20 protein-coding genes are annotated in these 22482 nt (G+C 64.7%); 4 read left to right on the top strand and 16 right to left on the bottom strand.

What is annotated here, in order from left to right; genetic code table 11:
* The first annotated feature begins 32 nt into the window (after positions 1-32).
* Positions 33-2363: a hypothetical protein gene (locus FJZ36_11130; protein MBM3215455.1), complete on the top strand. Its 2331-nt coding sequence runs from the start codon at positions 33-35 to the stop codon at positions 2361-2363.
* Here the strand turns inward: FJZ36_11130 and FJZ36_11125 are convergent.
* From FJZ36_11125 to FJZ36_11095, 7 genes are all read right to left on the bottom strand, one after another.
* Positions 2299-2826, bottom strand: coding sequence for an adenine phosphoribosyltransferase (locus FJZ36_11125; protein ID MBM3215454.1), 528 nt, complete (start codon positions 2824-2826; stop codon positions 2299-2301). The genes FJZ36_11130 and FJZ36_11125 overlap by 65 nt on opposite strands.
* Entirely contained in the window at positions 2823-3656 is an 834-nt protein-coding gene (locus FJZ36_11120) for a TlyA family RNA methyltransferase (protein ID MBM3215453.1), read from the bottom strand. The genes FJZ36_11125 and FJZ36_11120 overlap by 4 nt, the downstream gene beginning before the upstream one ends.
* A 27-nt stretch (positions 3657-3683) precedes the next feature.
* Entirely contained in the window at positions 3684-4010 is a 327-nt protein-coding gene (locus FJZ36_11115) for a winged helix-turn-helix transcriptional regulator (GenBank protein MBM3215452.1), read from the bottom strand.
* Complete coding sequence (locus tag FJZ36_11110; protein ID MBM3215451.1) at positions 4007-6130, bottom strand: cation-translocating P-type ATPase; 2124 nt, start codon at positions 6128-6130, stop codon at positions 4007-4009. Before FJZ36_11110 ends, FJZ36_11115 begins: the two co-directional genes overlap by 4 nt.
* 98 nt (positions 6131-6228) lie before the next feature.
* Complete coding sequence (locus FJZ36_11105) at positions 6229-6591, bottom strand: tetratricopeptide repeat protein (protein ID MBM3215450.1); 363 nt, start codon at positions 6589-6591, stop codon at positions 6229-6231.
* A gap of 398 nt (positions 6592-6989) precedes the next feature.
* A complete protein-coding gene (locus FJZ36_11100) occupies positions 6990-8765 on the bottom strand; it encodes a VWA domain-containing protein (protein ID MBM3215449.1) in 1776 nt (591 codons plus the stop codon).
* Positions 8766-8790: 25 nt separating this feature from the next.
* A complete protein-coding gene (locus tag FJZ36_11095; protein MBM3215448.1) occupies positions 8791-9198 on the bottom strand; it encodes a hypothetical protein in 408 nt (135 codons plus the stop codon).
* Between the two features lie 176 nt (positions 9199-9374).
* Between FJZ36_11095 and ychF the strand changes: the two genes are divergently transcribed.
* Together ychF and FJZ36_11085 are read left to right on the top strand one after the other, a co-directional pair.
* On the top strand, positions 9375-10463 hold the full coding sequence (ychF, locus tag FJZ36_11090) for a redox-regulated ATPase YchF (protein ID MBM3215447.1): 1089 nt from the start codon (positions 9375-9377) through the stop codon (positions 10461-10463).
* A gap of 31 nt (positions 10464-10494) precedes the next feature.
* Positions 10495-11253 (top strand): glucose 1-dehydrogenase, encoded by a 759-nt coding sequence (locus tag FJZ36_11085; GenBank protein ID MBM3215446.1) that lies wholly within the window; start codon positions 10495-10497, stop codon positions 11251-11253.
* A 12-nt stretch (positions 11254-11265) separates the two neighbouring features.
* Here FJZ36_11085 and FJZ36_11080 read toward each other — a convergent pair whose 3' ends face one another.
* The 9 genes from FJZ36_11080 to pduL form a co-directional block, all read right to left on the bottom strand.
* Positions 11266-11976, bottom strand: a complete 711-nt coding sequence (locus tag FJZ36_11080) for a creatininase family protein (GenBank protein ID MBM3215445.1) — start codon at positions 11974-11976, stop codon at positions 11266-11268.
* The gene (locus FJZ36_11075; protein MBM3215444.1) at positions 11973-13130 is read right to left on the bottom strand and encodes a hypothetical protein; all 1158 of its coding nucleotides are present in this window, start codon (positions 13128-13130) and stop codon (positions 11973-11975) included. Before FJZ36_11075 ends, FJZ36_11080 begins: the two co-directional genes overlap by 4 nt.
* A gap of 98 nt (positions 13131-13228) precedes the next feature.
* Complete coding sequence (locus FJZ36_11070) at positions 13229-14182, bottom strand: D-2-hydroxyacid dehydrogenase (protein MBM3215443.1); 954 nt, start codon at positions 14180-14182, stop codon at positions 13229-13231.
* Between the two features lie 44 nt (positions 14183-14226).
* On the bottom strand, positions 14227-15210 hold the full coding sequence (locus FJZ36_11065; protein MBM3215442.1) for a Ppx/GppA family phosphatase: 984 nt from the start codon (positions 15208-15210) through the stop codon (positions 14227-14229).
* A 3-nt stretch (positions 15211-15213) separates the two neighbouring features.
* On the bottom strand, positions 15214-16836 hold the full coding sequence (locus tag FJZ36_11060; protein MBM3215441.1) for a Ppx/GppA family phosphatase: 1623 nt from the start codon (positions 16834-16836) through the stop codon (positions 15214-15216).
* Positions 16837-16881: 45 nt separating this feature from the next.
* Positions 16882-18423, bottom strand: a complete 1542-nt coding sequence (locus tag FJZ36_11055) for a CHAD domain-containing protein (protein MBM3215440.1) — start codon at positions 18421-18423, stop codon at positions 16882-16884.
* Positions 18420-19172, bottom strand: coding sequence for a hypothetical protein (locus FJZ36_11050; protein ID MBM3215439.1), 753 nt, complete (start codon positions 19170-19172; stop codon positions 18420-18422). Before FJZ36_11050 ends, FJZ36_11055 begins: the two co-directional genes overlap by 4 nt.
* A 143-nt stretch (positions 19173-19315) precedes the next feature.
* Positions 19316-20980, bottom strand: a complete 1665-nt coding sequence (locus FJZ36_11045; protein MBM3215438.1) for a transcriptional regulator — start codon at positions 20978-20980, stop codon at positions 19316-19318.
* 92 nt (positions 20981-21072) lie between these two features.
* Positions 21073-21813 (bottom strand): phosphate propanoyltransferase, encoded by a 741-nt coding sequence (pduL, locus tag FJZ36_11040; GenBank protein MBM3215437.1) that lies wholly within the window; start codon positions 21811-21813, stop codon positions 21073-21075.
* 243 nt (positions 21814-22056) lie between these two features.
* Here pduL and FJZ36_11035 point away from each other — a divergent pair.
* On the top strand, positions 22057-22482 hold a 426-nt coding region (locus tag FJZ36_11035), incomplete at its 3' end, for a hypothetical protein (protein MBM3215436.1).

Raw genomic sequence — 22482 nt, 5'->3', positions numbered from 1 at the left:
GCGCGCCAAGCACTGGAAGCCGAAGACCAGTCGTGACGTTCGAGCGTGCCGTCGCTCGACTGCTGCGGCAGCCGGAGGGCGCCCGACAGCCGTATGTGTTCGTGCTCGACAGCAGCGGTCTACTGGGATCGCTCATCGAGCTGGCGGTCGGCTGTCGGCGTGTGCCGGCGATCACCTACCACAACGACCTCCAGCTTCGTGATTCACTGGAGCCCTACCGAGAGCAGTCCGACGGACCAGCTCCGGCGGTCGCCGTGCTCTTCTGCCGTGACCCGTCAGGAAGTCGGGCGATCGTCGATATGGCGCGTCGAGCCCGCGTCGTTTCCGTCACGCCGCAAGCGATGCTGGAGGCGGCGGGTCCGGACTCCGATTGGCACGACGAGTTCGATGCCCTGTCAGCGGAGCACTTCCGAGCGCTGTTCAGCGCGATCCTCGCCAGCCGGTCCAGGTTCCCAGGTTCCCTGAGTCGTGAGAACGCTCTGCTGCTCATCGGCGAGGCGATCTTGGGAACGCCGCTGGCTGGCGATGCCGACGCTGGCGCGGCGAGCGAAGCAGCAGAGCGCGCCGAGTCCGACGATGTACGGCGCTTGCTCGACCGGTACCCGCGCGTTCGCCGAGCGGTCGAAGGACGCCTGGTCGGAATCCAGAGCGCCACGTCGGTCGGGCTGCTCGACCCGGAGATGAGCACCTTTGCGTGGACGATTTGGCTCGTCCGGCGGCACTCCGACAACCCCGATCTGCTGCTGCCGGACTTCTTCGGTCGATCGATCTGGGAGCGCTGGGGACACCAGGACCTGAACGCGATGGCGTCCGACTGCGAGCGCACGGTCGAGCAGCAGCCGGAACGCGCCATCGCCATGGTGCGGAGTGTCGAGCGGTTCGTGTCGAGCCATCCCCACCGAGAGCGGCTCCTGACGAGCCTGCTTGGGCTCGACGGTCCTCGCGCCGGAGAACAAGCGCTCAAGATCGCCGCCGCCGAGACGGTGTCATCGCTGGTGACCGAGAAGTGCCTGCGGGTTCTCATGCCCCGACTCGCCGCGCCGGCGCGCCCGATCTCGCGAGCGAAGTTGGCGCGTGTCATCACAACGCTCAGAAAACGTCACCTGCAGGCTCGGTTCCCCCAGTACTATCCTCGGCTGAGACACGCCGTTCAGTTGTTCGGCTGGATCGCCGATCTGTCGGAGCACGTCGCCGCGTGCGCACAGGAGGAATGGCTCGGAGACGCGCCGATCCTGCCCATCGAGCGATGGCTCGACGAGCTGTACCCGACGCGTATCGCCCCGATGCAACTTCTCTGCGAGCGCATCGAGAGCCACGCGCCAGCGACTGCCGACTTCGTGGAACCGCGCACGTTCGAGCTCATCGTGACAGCGCGCGACATTCTGCGACGCGCGGATCGCGCGTTCTACGCGACGGTTCGGCGCTCCTACGTCGGTTGGGTCGCCCGCCATGCGCCACCGCCTCTCCTGACCGTGGATTTCGTCGGCGAGGTGCTGCTGCCGTCGTGGCGCGCATTGCGCTCCACACACAGCCGAGGGTCGTGCCTCATCTGCATCGTGAATGACGCCGGTTGGTCGGAGTGGCAGGCAGTGTCTCAGACGGTGGGAGCGCTCTTGCGCGGCTATCGACAACAGCCTGTTCGGTCGCTGCTCGCGCTGCTTCCGTCCGAACGTGAACGGAACACGCAGGCTCTCATGCTCGGGCGGTTCCCGACCATCGCGGATACGTCGGGTTCCGCACACCTGTTGGCGGATCGGCTGTCCCGCGAGGCAGTGCCCGTCGTCGGTATTGGCGTCACCGGCAGCGCTGACGCGGTACCGGAAGGCGGGGTGGGCATCGTCGAGCTCACGTTCGACGAGACCGGCGGGCGCAAGACGATGCCGACTGGACAAGGGGAATCGCGCCTGCGTGAGCACGTAACGGAGCGGCTGACCCCGTTGCTCGCCGGTCTCCCCCGGCAGACGATGGTGATCGTCCTCTCGAACGGCGGAACGACCCGCCCTACGAGCCAGGAGGCGTTGGCGGCGCGCTCGTCCCGGCGAGTTCGCGACCGGTACGCCGAGATACTGAGCGCCGACGCTCGAAGTCCGATCGGGCTCGATTGCGCCGTCTTCAGCGCGAACGCCATCCACATGTCGGGAACGGGAGTCGACCAGTACGTCTTCGCGCCGGTCGATGGGCGCTTGTCACTGGATGCCGCCAACTCGTCCCAACGCCCTATTCGCGGCGGGATCTCGCTCGCGGAGATGGTCGTCCCATGCGCCATCTACATGCCGGGAGCGCGCGCGGGAGGACCATCTAATAGGACAACAGCGAGTAGACCTCGTGCGTCCCGATCACGCAGCGCGGCTCCAGGAAGCTGAGCTCGATCAAAGCCGCGATTGCCACGACGGTTCCACCAAGGCGTTCGATGAGGTCCGCTGCCGCCCGGATCGTGCCACCGGTCGCGATCACGTCATCGACCAGAAGCACGCGCTTCCCGGCGGACAGCGCATCTTCGTGGATCGCCAACGCGTTCTTCCCGTATTCGAGCTCGTACTCGACCGAAATGGTCCGGTAGGGCAGCTTGCCAGGCTTCCGCAGCAGCACCAGCGACTTCCCCATGCGGTACGCCAGGGCTCCGCCGAACACGAAGCCTCGCGCGTCGATGCACGCGACGATATCGACGTTCCTGGACGCAAACTCGTCGGCGATCCGGTCGATGGCAGACGAAAAAGCCTTCGGGTCCTGAACGAGCGGCGTGATGTCCTTGAACACGATGCCTGGCTTCGGGAAGTCGGGGATGTCACGGATGTACGCCGCCAGGTCGATCTGATTGGGGCTCATTCCTGTTCCTTCTCGTCCGATGCGGAGAGCTCGGGAGCCGCATGCGCCTCGAAGACCACTCGCTCGAAGGCTTCGGGCGGCAAAGGTTCGCCCTCGCTCCCTCGACGGAAATAGCCCAGATACTCGATGTTCCCGCCTCGTCCGCGTACCGGGGAATACGCGATCCCCACGGGAGCGAGGCTGGACTGTGCAGCACAATCGTACACCGCTTGCAGCACGTCCACATGCACTTCGGGGCGACGCACGACGCCGCCCTTCTCGACGAGCTTCGGTCCTGCCTCGAAATGGGGCTTGATGAGCGCGACCAGCTCGCTGCCGACCGGCAGGAGGTTCGCCAACACCGGCAGCACTTTCGTCAGCCCGATGAACGCGAGATCCGCCGTCGCCGCATCGACCGGCGGATCGAACATGGACAGGTTCGCGTGCCGGATGTTGGTTCGCTCCATGACGCGCACGCGAGGGTCCTCGCGAAGCTTCCAGGCGAGCTGTCCGTAACCGACATCGAGCGCGTAGACCATCGCGGCTCCGTGCTGCAGTAGGCAGTCCGTGAACCCTCCGGTCGACGCGCCGGCATCGAGGAAGGTCTTGCCGGACACGTCGATGCAGAACTCCGACAGCGCCTTCTCGAGCTTGAATCCTCCGCGACTGACGTACTTCGGAGCCGCACCGGATAGTTCCACGTTCGCGTCCGCGCTGATCGACTGCGACGCCTTCCGCACCTGCTGACCGTCGACCCGCACATCACCGGCGAGGATCCGTCGTTGTGCGTCGGTCCTCGACGCCACCCAGCCCCTGTCGGTCAGAACCTGATCGAGTCGCTGCCGTTTCATGGTCCGATCCGTCGCGCCGACGTCCCATCAGTCGTGCTCGACATGCCGCCTTCCGGTGGCGAAGACCTCACGAACGTGGAGGTCGTCGAGCGAGTAGCGCACCGACCTACCGTCGCGGCGACCCCGCACGAGTCGAATCGCCCGCAGGTACGCAAGCTGGTGGGATGCAGCCGACACGCTGATTCCGACGGCTTCGGCGATTTCACCGACTGCCGCTTCGCCGTGTAGCAGCGCGTTGAGTATCCGCAACCGCGTCGGGTCGGCGAAGGCTTTGAATAGCTGAGTCATCCGTTCGACCGTATCGTCGCCGATTGCCTCGTGGCGGTCGGTCGACCGCTCCGTCTGCGCGCTCATCGGCTTCCTCCCGCCCTGAGCATTCGGAGCCCGTTCAGGATCACGACCACGGAGACGCCGACGTCCGCTAAGACCGCGAGCCACAGCGTCGCGATGCCGGCCCCGGCGAGGGCGAACACGACGCCCTTCGACGCGAGCGCGATGGCGACGTTCTGCGCGATCAGTCGGCGAGTGCTCCTGCCCAGCCGGATCGCCGTCGGCAACTGAGCCAGGGTTCCGCCCATCAAAGTGACGTCGGACGCCTCCAATGCGACGTCGGTTCCCGTGCCCCCCATTGCCACGCCAACGGTCGCCGTGGCGAGCGCGGGCGCGTCGTTGATCCCATCGCCGACCATCGCGACGGCATCTCCGAGGTTACGCAATTCGCGCAGGGCATCTGCCTTCTCGGCGGGGAGCAGACCCGCACGCCACGACGGAATCCCGACCTTTGAGGCGACCGACTGTGCGACCGCCTCGGAATCCCCGGTCAGCATCCACGCCGAGCGCACGCCAAGAGCGCGAATCTCCTCGATCGCCGATGGGGCGTCACTTCGGACGGCGTCCGACAGAGCGATAACGCCTAGCAGTCGGTCGTCCGAAGTCACATACACCAGGCTCCGTCCCATGCCCCGAGCGGCTTCCACGCGGTCGTCCGTATCGATACTCAGCCATTCGAGCAGACGCGGGCCACCGACGTAGTACCGAGTGCCATCCACCTCGGCGAACGCGCCGACGCCCGGGAACGCCTCGAAGCCCTTGGCGGCAGAAGGGGCGAGTCCACGCGCTTCAGCCCCTGCCACGATGCCACGCGCCAGCATGTGCTCCGACCGGCTCTCGACGCTCGCGGCGATGTGCAACAGTTCATCCGCCGATACGTTCCCATCCAGAGGGACGATATCGGTGACCTCTGGACTCCCCAGCGTCAGCGTGCCTGTCTTGTCGAATACGACAGCCTGCAATCGTCCGAGGTTCTCGAGGTGGACACCACCCTTGATGATGATTCCCAACCGAGCCGCGCGAGCCAAGCCCGCCACGACAGTCACCGGCGTCGCGATGACGAGTGCGCATGGGCACCCGATGACGAGCACGACCAGCGAGCGGTAGAACCAGCGACCGAACTCTCCACCTAGGAGCAGCACGGGCACGGCGACCATGAGTGCCGCGAGCGCGACGATCAGGGGCGTGTAGTACCGGGCGAACCGATCCACCATGCGCTCCGTCACGGAACGCGACGCCTGAGCCTGGCGCATGAGCTCCGCGATCTGCGCGAGCACCGTGTCACCGGAGGAGGCGGTGATCCGGAGCTCAAAGCTCGTCGTCCCGTTGATCGTGCCGGCGAAGACGCGATCGCCGACGCTCTTGGCTACCGGCAAGGACTCTCCTGTGATGGGGGCCTCGTCGATCATGGCGTAGCCTGCGACCACCTCGCCATCGAGCGGCACGCGTTCGCCGGGCTTGACGAGCGCGATCTGCCCGACTTCCGCCTCCTCCACTCGCGCCCGAACCGGAACGCCGTCACGCAGCAGTGTCACTTCGGGGGAACCGATATCCATGAGCTGGCGGATCGCGTTCCGAGCGCGGTCCATGCTGAACGCTTCGAGCCGCTCTGCAACGGCGAAAAGCGCGACGACCGCCCCCGCTTCAGCCCAATCTCCCAAGCCTAGAGCGCCCACGACGGCGATGCTCATCAGGACGTGCATGTCTAACGTCAGCGACCGAAGGCTGGCGATGGCAGGACGCAGGACGATATGCCCGCCAGCGAGGATGGACGCCGCAAACAGGGCTCGCGCCACCGTTTCGGCTCCCTGCCATCGTACGGCTGCTCCCACGAGCCACAGCCCGACCGACATGGCGGTGGCAAGCAGCGTCCACCGATCCGCATCGTCGTGATCGTGGTCAGCGCCTTCGGCGCCACGCACGCCGTACCCCGCGCGTCGGATCGCGTGGCGCGCCGCGTCGCCGATTGCCGCGCCGTCAGCGTGCTCGACGGTGGCTTCCCCGGACATGACATCGACCTGCGCGTCGATGACGCCCTCGACCGTCAGCAGCGCACTCCGCACCTTCGTAGCACATTCGCCGCAGTCCATGCCGCTTACTTGGAGCCGACTCGTTGCCATGCCCATCTCCGAAACGAAAAACATGAGGCTGTGAACACTTGCGCATACGAGCAAATATCAGGTTAGCACGTCCACAGAGCTTCGTCAACGGCGAATGGTCGGATGGCGGCTCGGGAAGGGGATCAGTAACGACGTTGGAGCTGCATGGCAATGGCCATCTCGGATTCCGCCTCGGGGATCATGCCCTTCCGCTGGAGGCACTGCGATAGGCTCGTGTGCACCAACGGCTCGGTGGGGGCGACTTCGGCGGCTCCGCGCAGGACTTCGATGGCTTCGTCCAGCGCTCCCATGATCTCCAGCGCTTTGCCCAGAGCGAGGTGGGCTTCGACCACGGTGGCATCGGCGGCGATAGCGGCACGGTAGCGGTCTGCGGCTTCGTGCAACTTGCCAGCGGCGAAAAGGTCCAGCCCGTCGCTGACGAGCTCCAGAGCCGATTTCTCTGTCATTTGGCAGACTCCGTCCGGTAGGGATACGGCGCTCGCCATCTCGGCAAACGACCACTCAACCCTATTCTATACCCTACTTGGACAAGAGGCGCAGGATTCTCTGGACGGGCCCCGGCTTCACGCGCTCGTAGAGTTCCGCACCGGACGGCTTTACCTCGCGTCGTATCTCGCAGTCCGATTCCAGCCGGGCGAGTGCGCCCGTGATGAGCGACGGGGGGAAGTCGTTTGCCGCGTAGATCCGCTGGCGCGACGTGGGACCTGAGCGCTCGAGCTGCTCGAGTACCGCGCGCTTGGCATCATCTAGAGTTTGGATGGCGGCGCTCCTACTTCACACCGTTCGACAACGGGTTGTCGATCGTAAAATACGCCCGAATTGTTTCCAGGTGATTACGTACAGGTCAAATCATGTCGAGGACAGCAGAATCGGTGACGATCCATCATCGCCGCGCGAACGCGAGCCAATCGAGCGTCAAGAACGCCAGAGCCGCCCATGCGAACCACTGCCACACGGGGGCTTCGCCGTCGGGCTCCCGATTTGGTTCGTTCCGGGTCGTCGAGTGGGAAGCCGGAGGCGAGTCCAAGCTCGCGGCATCGACGTTCACTGCGAACAACTCCGTCTCCCGTCCCGGGATCGTCACCTGGTAGATGCCCGCGCGCGTCGTGTCGGCAAAGCCGCTCGTAGCGTCGACCGTCTGCCCTTCCGATGTGATGACGTGAACCGCCGACTGTCCGCGGATGTTCAGCGGAACCGTCTCGCCTGCCAGGACTTTGACAGGAATGGCGCGCTGACGAGATCGCACGGAATCGACCAGGTTCGCGAAGAACACGACCGCTCCGGGTCGGAGCGCGAAGTCTGTCGCGCCCAGATCGAACGGGTCGAAGCCGAACACGATGGTGTGGCGGTTCGCGTCGTCATGCCGCGCAACGAGTGTGGAACCATCCACCCGGATCAGCGGTCGCGACGGCTCGGAGAGATCGAGCCCATGTCCGATGCGGACGGAAGCCTCGCCAAGATCGACGAATCGAAGGAGTCCGTCCGCGCGATCCCACGTCAGGTTCCCGAACGCCCGGTCTGCGGAACGTCGGGCATACGGGAGATCACGATCCGGCTCGATGGCGACGACATCGCCTGTGGGGAGTGGGTCGGGAAGAAAGCCTCGGAAGACGGTCAAGTCGGTGTCGTCTGTCGGTATGTATGCGTCCTGCGACATCGAACGAATCTCAATCGGGTCGTTGAGCGCGAGCAGCGCCTCCAGAAGCGGGCTCCGCGCTCCCGCGATGACAACTCGCAGCGGTCGCTCGGCGGGCAGAACGGCGTAAGACGCGTTATCGGGAGCGAACTGGTCGCCGGGCTCGATGGTCGCCGATAGAGCCACGTCGCGGGTTCGGGAACCGTTGGCGGCAAGGACCACGTCCTGCGTCGTTCCCGGGCGCACATCGACCATCGTGGCGTCGGCGAGCCGCCCGTCGACGCGCAGGTACACGGACCCGGCATACGAGGATTCGCTTGCGTTGACCATCTCCACGGTCGCTCGTATCGCGCTGGACTCGGACCCGTCGCGTTCGACCGACGCGATCCTGACCGCGACGTTGCGCAGCGCAACGTCGGGCCCGGATGGACTCCCGTCCCCTCTGGAAGCACCTGCGTAGACGCGCACACCCGCGTCCATCCCCTGTGTGGCGGCTTCCGCGAACGAGACAGCTCTCGACAGGTCCAGGCGCGCGTCCGTGGGTCGTAGGGCGTCGAGCGCCTGCCGGACGACTGAGTGTCGGGAAGTGAACGGAACGAGGAAGGACGGTGTCGAACCGGGCGCGACGAGCGCCACTCGCGCGCCGCGCGGCAGACGCGACAAATCGCGCAACAGGGCGCTCCGAGCGGCGTCGAACCGCGACGGGGGCAGGTCGGTCGCCTGCATGCGCGCCGACGTGTCGATGACGTAGACCACGTGGGTTGCCCGGCGATGAGAGGACGGGATTCGCGGACCGGCGAGCGCGAGGATGGCGGCAAGAAGCGCCGCGAGCTGGAGTAGCAGATGGAGGGACGGGCGCGCTCGGCGCGACAAGGTTCGAGCCCGTGTGTCGCGAGGAGTGCCCTGCCACAGCACGAGCGAGGGCACGCGCACGGAAGCCCGGCGCGCCTTCATCATCGAGAGGAGCACGACGAGGGGAACCGACGCCAGCAACCAGAACGCGAGCGGTTGCTCGAATCGCATGTCGAGCCCCGGCTTGCGCCCAGACCTACGCGGACTCGTCCACGGCAGACGGATCGAAGTCCTTCATCTGTCCGCCGGACTCATGCGCCTGGATCTGCTTGATCAGGTATTCGCCCTCGTTCCGGTCGTACTCGGCGACGGCGTTGCCGTGTTCCATCGCTTGGTCGTACTGGCGCAGCTCCATGTGGATCTTGGCGAGGTACTCGTGCATCTCCCGGAACGCGCCATCCCACGCCTTCTCGCTCTTGAGGGCGAGAACCTTGTTCGCGTCGGACATCGCTTCCGCCACGATCTCATCGAGCACCGAGCGCTCGATACTCTCGGCATCCTCGTTGTGCGCGCGGAGCTTGGCGACGGCGTCATCGCAGTGCTTGTAGGCGCGCTCGATGTTAAGCGCGTTCATGTGCCGAATCCGCTCCAGGATCCTTCGCATTCGCGTGCTCCCTCGTTCAGTGGCTTCGGTCGCATCGTATCAGCGGGCCCCATTGCCGCGCAAGCCGTGCGCGTCGCACGTCCGTCGCCACGCGGTTGGCGCGGCTTTGACTTCGAGCACCGCGCACGGCTACCATCACGGCGCACACCAGCCCTTTCAGGAGCGGTCTTCCGCCCATGCAGCTCGGCATCGTCGGCATGCCCTTCGTCGGCAAGACGACGCTCTTCAACGCCCTGACGCGAGCCCACGCCGAAACGGGCTCCTACTCGTCTTCGAGCAAAGACCCCAACCGTGCCGCCGTGCGCGTTGGCGACCCTCGTCTGGATGCGCTCTACACCGCGTTCCAGCCGAAGAAGAAGACGCACACGATGATCGAGTACATCGACATGGCGGGACTGACGCGCGGCTCCATCGAGCAGGGGGGCATGACGCCTCAGTTCTTCGCGTCGCTGCGAACCGTCGGCGCGCTCGTGCATGTCGTCCGGGCGTTCGAGGACGACGCCGTGCCGCACGTCCACGACACGCTCGACCCTCGGCGAGACGCAGATTCGCTGGAGTTCGAGTTCGCCATCGCCGATCTGCAGATCGTGGAGAACCGGCTCGAACGACTCGTCAAGGAAACACGGACGACCAAGAATGCCGCCCTGATCCATGAACAGGCTGTCTTGGAGCAATGCCGTGAGGCGCTCTCCAAAGGCCTGCCGATTCGGAACCTGGCGCTGACGCCAGAGGACTCGAGGCTCATCAAGGGCTTCCGATTCCTGACGCAAAAACCCCTACTCGTCGTCGTCAACGTCGGCGAGTACACCCTCCAGGACGGCGCAGCCCTCGCGAAGGCGACGGAGCCCTTCGATGATGCCGGGATCGCCGCAGCCGCTCTCTGCGCCAAGATCGAGATGGAGCTGAGCCAGTTGTCCGACGACGAGGCGGCAGCCTTCCGCGAAGACCTCGGCATCGTCGAGCCCGCTCTGACGAAGATGGTTCACATGTCGTACCAACTCCTCGGCATGCTGACCTTCTTCACCGCCGGGGAAACGGAGGTCCGCGCGTGGACTCTACCCGCTGGCTCGACGGCGCTGGACGCTGCCGGTTCCATCCACACCGACTTGGCGCGCGGCTTCATCCGAGCCGAGACCGTGCCGTGGCAAGACCTGTCGGCGCACGGTTCGTACCCGAAAGTCCGCGAAGCGGGGCTTCTCCGGTTGGAGGGCAAGGAGTACCGTGTCCAAGACGGCGACGTATTGCTGATCCGATTCAACGTCTAGCAGCCCAGACTATCGGGTAAGGAGGAAGTCGATGCGGCTGGAAGGTAGAGTCGCAATCGTGACGGGAGCGGCGCGCGGCATCGGCAAGGGGATCGCCTTGCGATTCGCCCGCGAGGGTGCCAAGGTCGTCGTGGACGACGTGAACACCGAAGGCGGTCAGCAGGTCGTCGATTCGATCCGCGCCGACGGTGGTTCCGCTGAGTTCGTTCAGGCAGACATCTCGGTAGCTGCCGACCGCGACCGGATGTTCGCCGCAGCCCAGGAAGCGTTCGGCGGACTCGACGTCCTGGTGAACAACGCGATCTGCGCCGTCCACCACATCACGGACAACGACCTCGACCCGGTCGTCGATGTGCTCCTCAAGGGAACCTACGAGTGCTGCATGGCGGCACTGGAACCGATGAAGGCGCGTGGCGGCGGCAGCATCGTCAACATCTCGTCGGTCAACGGGCTGATCGGCTTGCAGGGCATCCATGCTTACAGCGCGGCGAAGGGAGCGATCATCTCGCTGACGCGCTCGTTGGCGGTCGAGCAGGGCCCCGCCGGCATCCGCGTCAACACGATCTGCCCGGGCACGATCCAGACCGAAGTCTGGGGCCCGATCCTCGCGGAGAAGCCGTCCATCTGGCAAGACCTCGTGCGCTTCTACCCGATCGGTCGTCTCGGCACAGTCGAGGACATCGCCAACTGCGCGCTGTTCCTGGCATCGGACGAGTCGTCCTTCGCGACCGGCGCGACCTTCACCATCGACGGCGGGTTGACCGCTGGCTACAAGAACTTCGACATCTAGGCTCCGCAGCGATCAGAGCCCGGTGAGCTCCGCCTGGTTCGTCCCATCGGCGATCCGTCGCACGTAGTCGATCAGCGGCGGCATCATTGCGTCGTAGATCGTCTTGCCCTTCTCCGCCGTCGCGGCGCGCACGCCCTCGTCGTCCGAGTTTCGCTGCTCATCCTCGCGCACGTTCTCCGGGAACATGTGGAGCGCCAGCGAAGTCTCGTACTCCTGAGCGTGCCCGGGAACCGACTTCGTCTCCAGAACACGGTCCGCGACATCCCTCGGCACGAGGTCCCAGTACGACAGGAAGTGGATGTTCCCGCCGAAGTAGCGACGGAACTGGTTGATGCTGCCGTTCATCGGCGCGACGTTGCCGCCGTGCCCGTTCAGGATGACGACGTTCTTGATCCCATGACGGATGAGGCTGTCGCATGCATCCCAGACGACCGATTGGAACGAGCCCGGCTTCATCGTGATGGAGCCGAACCGGAACTCCATGTGGTGCTCCGAAATGCCCGCGCTCAGGGGAACCGTCACGACGACGCTCGGATAGAGCTGTCGCGCGATCTCCCGCGCCACCTCGGTGCATGACTGAATGTCGTGGCACATCACGAGGTGTTCCAGGTGCTGCTCGATGCTCCCGACGGGGACGATGCCCACCTTGACCCGACCTGACTGGATCGCCTCGCGCGCCTCCTTGCGAGTCATCCGCTCCAACATCACCTCGCCTGCGCTCATATCGGACCTCCCTCGTTCGTGTCGCCGTATATCCAACCCGTCAACTGAGCCAAGAGGCGACTGTATTCGACGAAGTCGCCCCACGACACATCCGGCGGAACGCCGTGATCGCAGCCAGGGACGAATCCGCCGTCCTTCAACAGCGGCGGCACGACCCGCATGACCTCGCGGCGCATCGTCTCGCTGCCCACCGCGATGGCGCGCTTGTCGATCCCGCCCGTGTACGCCATCTTGCGCCCGAACGCCTTTCGGAACGCCACGATGTCGTTGCCCGCCGCGACCTCGATGGGCGTGCAGCAGTTGATCCTGACATCGATCCAGATGGGGATCAGTTCGCCGATGAAGCCGTCGGAGTCCATGTAGAACACGGGACACCCGGCTGCGCTCGCCTCAGAGATCCAGCGTTCGTAGGACGGCACGAGGTAGCGCCGAACCATCTCCGGCGAGATCATGCTGTAGCCCTTGTACGCCATGTCCTCCGAGAGACCGATCTGGTCTGGCGCAACGCGCTCGAGAACCGGCGCGAGCGTCGCCGACACGAATTCCGTCCAGTGGCGGATCATCTCGACGACGAAGTCCGGATCGTCCAGCAGCATCGTGCAGAGTCCCTCAAATCCCAGCCATTCGCGGAGCTGCCAGAAGGGCCCGTTGAAGTGGATCGCCAGGTAGCCCTCGCGGTCGCGGAGTGCCTGGCATCGAGCGACCAGATCGTCAGGATGGCGTCCAGGCGTCGTCGGATCGAAGCGCCAGACCATATCGTCCCAGTCGCGGCGCGTCTGCACGGGGAACTTGTGCCATTTCCGCGTCACGAAGTCCTTCGCCGCCCGGATGTACGTGTAGTCGTACCGGTCGGATATCTCGGTGACGGCTCCCATCCAGTCCTGGACGACGTAGTGCCCGTCGCGGTGCTCCAGCACCTTCTCCTCAAACTCCGGCATCATGCGGAACGAAACCCCCAGCCCCGGCATGGGCTTCTGGCGTTCCGGCTGGATGCCGAGCAAGTCGAGGAGCGTCGTGAAGTAGTTGGCGCCCTCCGGCAAGCCCTGCTGCCACCATGTGGCAAGCGTCGATTCGCGCGGACCCCCCGGCGAAAGCGGGACGCGATCAGGCGAACCGAAGAGGATCGTTTCGAGCCAACGTTCGCGCGGTGTCATCCCCTCGCCTTTCTCGGTGTTCGGTCGCTGCCCGCCCAAGTGCGAGACAGCCGTGCGAAGTGTCCCTCACCGCGGATCGTCGAAACGTGCGCTGCCGGTCAGTACCCGTGCTCGTAACTCACGACGTTCAGCAGCGGCTCCCCTGTGGCGAACCGCCGGATGTTCTCAAGGACGATCCTATCTGCGCGGGCATCTGTGCCGTCGGACGTGCCGGACACGTGAGGCGTCACGACCACGTTGGGCATGGACCACAACGGGCTGTCCATCGGAAGCGGCTCCGGGTCGGTCACATCAAGTCCCGCGCCTGCGATCCCGCCGCTGCGCAGCGCGTCGATCAACGCCTCTTGGACGACGGTTCCACCCCTTCCGATGTTGTAGAAGAACGCTGTGGGCTTCATCAGCCCGAACTCGCGAGCGCCGAACAGCTTCTCAGTCGCTGCCGTGAGTGGAACACAGACGGCGAGATGGTCGGACAACGCCAGCAGATCGTCCAGCCGGTCCGGCGTCCAGAGCGCTCGGGCGAAGGACGGCTTCGTTCGCGGGCGCAGCGCGATTCCGTGGACCACCATTCCGAGAGCCCGCGCCTTTCTTCCGAGCTCGGTCCCGATGCTTCCCATCCCGTAGACGCCGAGGGTTCTGCCGTGGAGCTGCAGGATGCCGCCGCCGCGGTCCCACCGGCTCTCAGACTGGTTTCGGATGTACCGAGGGAGCCCTCGTGCGAGTGCCAGCATCATCGCCAGGATGTGCTCGGAGATCGGGATGTCGTAGGCTCCGCTCCCCTTGGTCAGCGTGATGCCGCGCGCCGAGAGCGCGTCCGGGATGTGCTTGTCGACGCCTGCGCTCCGCATGTGCAGCCATTTCAGACGGGGGCACTTGACGAGGATGTCATCACGCGGCGATGCGCCGTAGAGCGCATCGGCAGTGGGCAGTTTCGCGAGCATTTCGTCGCGGTCCGCGAAGGTCTCGAACCGCGCGGACGGAGCCAAGCTGTGAAGTCGCGCACGGTGCTGCTCATAGAACTCCCGGCGCAGGAGGATCGTGACTTCGCTCAACCGTGCCTCCTCATGTCACATGTCGCTCGGGACGGATGGATGCCTCAGCTTGTGACCGCCGTCCACTCGCCGTCGTCCAGGAAATGGTCGTAGAAGACGCCGAAGCGCAGTCCTCGGACGCTCGTCAGCACGCAGTCGCGACGGAAGTGCTCGATGACGCGCTCCAGAATGAGCGCACCAGCGAGGATGACGCCGGCGCGCTTCGGGTCCATCCCAGGGATGGCGGCGCGTTCCGCCGTCGTCATTTGCGAGAACTCGACGATGAGCGCTCCCAGGTGCGCAGCCGTTACCGGGAACGCATGAACGTCCGTCGGCTCCGCCTGTCGATGCACGATGACGTTGGCGAGGTTCGCCACCGTCCCGGCGACGCCGACGAGGACGCCGTCCGGGGTGGGTTCGGGAGCCGCCTCGAACGCCTGCCGAAGACGGGCTCGCACGCTCTCGACTTCCTGCGCAAGCGGTGGATCCGACCGTACCAGCGACTCCGTGAGCCGCACCGCGCCGACATCGAGGCTCGCCATCTGGCGAATCCGCTCGCCACCCACGATGAGCTCGGTGCTGCCGCCGCCGATGTCCGTCACAACGCATGGGGCGTCACGCGGTAGGGCGAGGACCGGATCGCGTCGCACCGCCAGGTACGATAGGCGCGCCTCTTCCTCGCCGGGCAGTACATCGGGTGCGACGCCGAACTCCTCCTCGACGACGCGTAGGAACTCGTCACCATTCGACGCGTCCCTCAGAACGGATGTCCCCGTGATGACAAACTCGCGTACCTCGTGCTCGTCCGCCTGTTCGCGGAAGGCACGAAGGGCTTTCAAAGTCCGGTCCATCGCCTCCGTTACCAAGCGACCCGCGTCGTAGAACCCCTTGCCCAACTGCGTGACATCGGACAGGTCTGCAACGATGGCGTACTCCCGCGCAGCCTCACGGACCTCAGCCACGAGCAGCAGACAGGAGTTCGTGCCGATGTCGATCACGCCGACGCGTCGAAGCCGCGACCAGGGCATGCGGCTGGCTCTGGCGACCAAGCTCTATCCTTCTGTGTGCGAGTCAGGACTCGGCGGCTGTGGCGGACGCGCGGCTTCAATCGGCTTGATGAGGTTAGCCGTCAGCAGCTCGCCATAGCCGAGTTGAATCCGCACGGGGCATCCCAAAGCCTCCGAAAGCGGGCCCGTGCGCTCAATGGCGCTCGACAACTCGAGCTCCGCGTCGTCCGAGGGCGTTGCCGTAATCGTCAGCACGCGGTTCGCGAACTCGCAGTGAACGCTCTGGATGATGCGGAACTGCGTGCGATCCAAGCCCTCTGCGATACGCAGGATTCCCGCCAACTGCTTCACGCGCTCACGATCTGCCTTCGCCAACGCGGCGAACGCGCGATGCTTCTTCTTCGACTCGGCGCGCCGGTGGTACCGCGCGATCTGACCCATCATCGCGATTTCTCGCGGCGTGAAGCCCAGCAACTCGGCATTTTCGATCAGGTACTGCGAATGTCGATGGTGCGACGGCACATTGATGAGCATGCCGATGTCGTGAAGCAGCGCAGCATACTCGAGCAGGTCGCGATCCTCTCGCGTCCACTCGAACCGGTCCGCGAGTTGATCGAACATCATCAGGCACAGCGCCGCGACGTGGCGCGAGTGGGCTTCCTTCCAGTCGCACCGGCGCGCCAGCGCGAGCACGCTGCGCTTGCGGATATCCGGCATCTCCTGCTGGATCCGCAAGCCGCTGCGGTTCTGCTCGATGTAGTCGAACAGCACTCCCTCACGCAAAGCGTACTCGCAAGCGACGACCTCGCGGATGTCAAAGCGATCCAGGAGGCGGCGCAACAGCACCGCGCCGGGAACGATGGTCGCGACACGGGTCCGATCCAAGCCCTTCATCGCGAACCGATCCTTGACGGTCGAGCGCGCGATACGGTCGCAGACAGCGCGTAGCAACTCGGCAGAAACGATCTGCTGGTGGAGTGAACGGCTGGGTCTTGTGTACGCCTCGCCGAGAGCCAGGCGCGCCAGTTCGAGGAACGTGCCGGATGTCCCGACGGCGGTCTCGAACGGATGGGCTTGCGCATGCTCGTCGAGACGCGTCAGAAACGAATCGATGTAGCCGGTGACGTTGGCGAGCTCCGCCTTGGTCATCGGATCCGACAGCGGGAAGTGATCGGAGAGGCGAAGCACACCCAGCTTCAGGCTGTCGCAAGCCAACAGCTCTCGACGCGTGCCCCAGATCACCTCGACGCTGCCGCCGCCGATGTCGACGCCGAAGAACGTCCTTCGGTCGAGGTGGATGCTCTCACGCACGGCAAGGTAGATCAGCCTCGCCTCCTCGACGCCGGAGATGACGCGAACCTCGATGCCCGCCTCTTGCTCGATCAGCCGGATGAACTGCAGCCCATTGGGCGCTTCTCGCAGGGCGCTCGTGGCGACAGCGACGATCGTGTCGATCTGGTGGCTCTCGGCTAGTATCTTCGCTTTGCGCAGCGCTGAGAGCGCATCCGTCATCGCGCGCGGGGTCAGGTTCTCCTTCGAGTCGAGCCCTCTGCCGAGGTGCACCGTTTCCTTCGCGCTGTCGAGGATGCGCAGGCTCAGGTCGTCGTCAACCTCCACGAGAACGGTGTGGATGGAGTTCGTCCCAACGTCGATGGCTGCTAGCCGCATGCCGTCACTTCCTCATCTTCGTGCGTCGATGCTCCGTCCCGCGCCCTATCCATCCGCCAGGTGCCGCCCGTCAGGATCGATACCGGCGCGTAGTCGCGCCTGGAAGGCGTCGGACACGAAATCCTCCCACTGCTGTTGAAACTCAGCGTGGTACTTCGCGCGCTGCTGTTCGTTCTCGTGCGCCAGGTCGGCGAGGGCGCTTCGTTCGTCCACCGGGATCGTGTCCTGGTGCTCGTCGAGGAACCGCAGCATATACTCCTCTCGCACGGCGGCGTCGTGAACCTCGCCGAGGCTGTCTTGCAGCGCCTTCATCGGTCGTAGGACCACCGAGGGCTTCACCGCCAGCGTTTCGCAGAAGAAGTCCGCCACGTAGCGGAACCGCTTGCACGCGATCCTCAGCGCGTGGAGCTGCGTGTCGTCACTGAGGTCCAGATTGCCTCGGTACTTCAGAACCGCTTGCAGGCGTTTCGACAGCGTGCGGCTCGCCGCAACGCGAGTCAGTTCGCGCGCTCCCTTTCGGCGGTCTCGGTTCCCATAGGGATGCGCGTTCGCCAGGAACGCGGCGAACCGCTCCTTGAACTGGGCGAACTCCTCGGCGTCGAAGACTGCGAGCATGTGCGCGACGGCTTCGTCGTGGCGGCGCCTCAGATGTGAGAGGAAGGTCGGCACTCGCGACGAGGACGGCAGTTCCTCCAGAGCCGCGACGAACACGTCCAGGTCGCGCACATCCCCTGTCGCCGCTGCGATTGCGCGCAGGTCCTCGATGAACGGCTCGACGGCGTCGCGTCCGAACACGCCGCGAAATGGCCGCAGGCTGGCGCGCAGTCGCCGCGTCGCGACGCGGAACTGATGCAGGTCCTCCGGGTCCGTACGCGCCCTCGTGCCTTCTTCGTTCTCGCACAAGGCGTCGAAGAAGTGAGACAGGACCTTGAAGCCGGCTGCCTGCATCGTGTCGCCACGACGCAGGTAGTACTTCTGGCCCGCATCGACGGCAAAGCGCATGGGCCTCGGCATCGCGTCGCGCCACATATCCGCCTTCTCGTTGGCTCTCGCAGCGTTATCCCAGGCTCCTGCCGACTTGTTACTGACCGTGATGCGGATCGAACGCCGCGTGCGGTCGACATTGGTGATCTTCGTCGATTGGTCCTGGCTGTAGTCCAGCCCATCGGCAATGCGGACGATGGCAGCCGCCCGCAGGGCGAGCCGTTGTGTTTCGGCGTCCAGATCGCAGAACAGGGGCTCTCGCCGTGGGCGAACCTTGCCACGGTGGAACAGCGCGATCAGAGCGATCACGTGGGTGTCCCGTTCGCTGAACTGGCTCAGACCATGCTGGAGGATGATCTCTTTGCTGCGGATGTGGTGGCGTGGTACGCCGAAGTAGAGCCCCACGTTGTGGAGCATCGCTCCCGTCTGGATCTGTTCGAGAGCGTCGTCGGGGAGTTCGTGGACATCGCGCGTCGACTCGAAGAGGCGAGTCGCCATCTTGCTGACAAATGCCGAGTGCTCGTTGTCGTTGCGGTAGAGCGTGCAGAGATCTTCGACGGACAGCCCCGTACTAGGATCGTCCTCTGGAACCGACTCGCTCATCGGACACCCCCTCTATCCGGTGACGACTCCCGGCGAATGCGGATACCGCTCCGCTTCGCAAGATCCCGAGCCAGTGGCGTGATGATGGCGTCCATTGGCACGACCAGCTCGCTCGCGTTGTCGGGGAGCCTGCCAACGGCCGCCTCGGTCACGAGAGCGCGCTTCCCGGCTGCATCCGGCGACACACGAGGCTGGTTATCGTTCAGATCCGTCCGATCCGCGACTGCGTCGACAAGCCGGTCGCGCGGAGTCCAGACGATCCCGAGCCGCTTCGACAGCGCCAATGCATTCGCGCTGATCCGCTGCAGCGACGCGGGCAGATCGGACGCAAGGGCATGTCCCGGGCTCGCGAGAACCGCCAGGCGGCTCGCCACAGCCTGCCAGACGATCCTGGGAACCGTGTCGTCCAGAATGCCGAAGGTCAGTTTGGCGACATCCGTCAAGGACATCTCGGGAGCGACCAACGCAACGACATCCGCCGGGAGCCCGGACTGGCTTGCCGACACGCGCGCGGCAGCGAGCGCCTCGGACCGGCGCTCCTCCGGCAGTGACGACGAGCACGCAATCGCGCCGACGCTGCATCCATGCTCGACGAGCGCTCGGATCACGTCAATGGCAACGCGGGATGCGTCGGCGCTCAGTGCCACGGCGACGCGTGGTCCATCCGGCTGAGCTGCGCGCGCTCCCAGCCTCTGCAACACCTCGTGAGTGATCCGTGCGATCAGCTCGTCGCGTTCGTGCCCGGTCATCAGGAACCTGCTTCTCAGGTATATCAGTCGAAGACGACGGAGCTATGCATTACTCTATGGAGCAACCTATATCGCAGCGGAAGAGGATCGCGCTATAGAGAATCCAGCAATAACGCCACTCTCTGGGCAACTGTATACATCGACTATGCACCACCAATACACGCGTCCAATGGGTTGAATGCCTCGTCCTCGGCGACGTACCAGCGGGCCCAACGTCGCTTGCCCCGCAACGCCACGGCGCCTTCATCCCGTAGTTCCGATAGTAGACGACCGACCATGGAACGCGATTCGCCAGGCAACACTTGGCATAGCTCCGATATTGCCGCCCCTTCCTGACCCTGGTCGCGTAGATGCTTCAGCAGGAGCGCTTTGTTGGCGTCGCGATCCAACCCTCTCCTACGCGTGTACGTGCCCTTGCCCCCAACGTACGCATACAGGCTTCGCGAGAGGATGTACCGTGTGCCTCTGCCCCTTCCGACGGACTCTACGGCGCCGATGTGCACAAGGTCTGCCAGCCGTCTGCGGAGGCCCTCAGGAACCACCTGCTCCCGATGCAAGAGGTCGAGAATCAGGAAGTCATCGGTCGAGAACGAGCGAAGCTTCTCATCTCCGAGCCTCTCCATGAAACGCACGAAGCCTGGACTGCGTACCACGCCGTTCAGCACCAGCCGCACTTCGTGGTCCGAGGTCCCTGAGTAATCCGGAAGCGCCTTTCCTTGCCGAACCGCACTCTCGAACATCAGATTGACGCCTTGACCCGACCGCTCGATGAGCCCACATCTCGCCAATGCTTCGGCAAGCCGTCGATTGCGCGGATTCTGGCTATGAAGGATGTTCTCCTGCGTGATCCCTGGCGGGAACCCTCCCGGGCTGACCACCTCGAGTCGGTGGGCGTACTGGCGCACGAACACAGAGCCCCCATGCCGGTAGTCGCGATGCGCGACCGCATTCAAGAGTGCTTCACGAACAGAAGCCTCATCAAACGTGAGTAGATCGTAGCGGAACAGCCCATCCTGATAGCTCTGGCGATCGTTACGCAGACTAATCTTGTCCCATAGTCGGTCATGGTACAGGAAAAACGCCTCGCGGAGCTCGACGCGGTCTGCCGCCGGTCCGGACGCCTCCGAGGATCGGTACTCGAAGACGACTTCCGCCTGCGCCAACCACCGCCCTAAAGCAGCATGGGTGCCGAACAGGATCAGCGCCGCATACGTCAGCCTGCCGTCGACGATCAGCTCCGCGTCCGCCAGAGTCTGTTGGTCGCTCCATCCGTGCCGTCGGGAGTCGTTCGACCGCTTCGCCCATCTTGCCCGGAAGTTGGCAATAGCATCGGACGACAGGTCGGAGAGGCTGGCGCCAGGACACCCTTCTGCCGTGAAGTCAGGTCCCACCTGAGCCAGGATAGCATGCAACTCGACGTCAGTGAGTGGAACGACCGAGTCTCCGGCTCGCTTCAGATAGCGTCCGTCGATCTGCCACGCCGTACCGGGCAATCGCGATGGGACATGAACGACAAGGACTCGACCAGCCGCCGTCTCGACCTCTTCGATCCGGACCTTCTGTCTCAGCTTGCCATAGATGGTCGCTTCGGTCTCGCCAGGCTCTGGGAACGCTTGCGTGCCGACGATGCTGCGCCGCCTCCTGCCCGTAACTCCCAGTATAATCTTGCCGCCGCCCTCATTGGCTATAGCCACGCAGTACTTCAATAAATCATCGAGCGCGTACTTCTGCTTCGCCTCCTTGAACTCGAGGTGTTCGTCCTCTGGAGCGTTCAGCCATTCGTGAAGCTGATCGGGAGTGGTCTGCACTGTAGACCGCCCAATGGTAAGCTGTCGGCAGGCTTAACGCGATGGACCGACGATGTCCTGACGCCCAGATCCGCACAACCTATCGCGACCGTCTAGCAGAGAATCAGCTCGATGCCTTCGCCGCCGCGAAGACCTGCCGCGTTGGCATCGTCGGTGTCCAGGTGCATCTGGGCGATGACGTTGGGGTGCACTCGGATACGAACGTTCTCGAACGTGAGCGCCCGCTCGCCGCTGATCCGCACCTGGACGAGCTGCCGATCACGGACGCCGTAGTAGTCCGCCTCCGCGGGGTTCAGGTGGATGTGCCGCGTCGGACAGATCGCCGCCTTCAGGTAGATCGACCCACGAGGACCGACCAGCGTCACGGGGATCGCATCACCGAGGTTCCCGGATTCGCGAATCGGGGCGCGGATGCCAACGTAAACGCAGTCCGTCGGCGCGAGTTCGACCTGCGTGTACTTCCTGAGGGGTCCCAGAATCCGCACGTGCTCGATTGCCCGCATGCGTGGTCCCACGACCGTGACCGTCTCCTTCGCCGCGAACTCTCCCGGCTGGTAGAGAGGCGCGTGAACCGACAGCTCGGAGCCTTCGCCGAAGAGCTGATCCAGGTGCTCCTGCGTGATGTGAGCGTGCCGTGCCGAGATGCCGACCGGGATGGTGCGCTTGCCGGCGGTTGTCGCGCAGGCGCGGACCTCCTCGGCATACGAATGGAACGCGTGACGATCGTCCTCCCCGGCGTCGCTCCCGGTGATCGCGGAGGCATTGTCAGAAGGCGGCTTGAGTTGGCTCAGGACGCGAGCGGCAATAACATCGACGAGCGACCTATCGACCATACTCACTGTCAGCCTGTTCGGGTGGCACGATCCGCCGCAGCGCCCAGATGGGTCCGTGCGGCGCAGGGAATCCTAGCACTCCGCTGACCATCGCTCAAGGCGACTCGCTCTTCCTCCAAGCGGTGGCAGTTGAACGACCATTGCCGAACGCGGCGCCTCTCATGCCTGTTGCCCAAGCCGCCGAACCATCGTAGGATGCCCGAATGTGGCTGAATGCCGCGCACTCGATAGGGAGGACTCGCCATGCATCGGATTCTGTGCGCCACGGGATTTGTGTTTCTGTTCGCCGCGCCGCTCGCCCACGCCATTGATCTGCAGAAGGGGCTCCTGCTCCACTTCGTGTTCGACGAGGCTCCCGGAGGCGTCGTCCGGGACGCAACCGGCAAGGGTCACGATGGCTCACTGTTGCAGGGAGCCAAGATCGCCACGGATACGAAGAAGAACGGCAACGGCTCGCTCCGCATCGAGGCGGGTCAGCAGTCGATGGAGGTCAAGTCGTTCCCCGAGCTGGAGACTTTCCAGGAGAACACCCTCCTGTTCTGGATCAACTTCCCCGTCGCCGCGAGCGGCGGATGGGACCAGATCCTCGCCAAGACAGCGCCCGGCAGCGACCGGTCCCCCGGACTGTGGGTCGAGACGGGCGGACTCGGCATCCACTACCGATACAAC

The sequence above is a fragment of the Candidatus Poribacteria bacterium genome, assembly GCA_016866785.1.
Classification (GTDB): Bacteria; Poribacteria; WGA-4E.
This window is presented reverse-complemented; position numbering and strand designations above follow the sequence as displayed.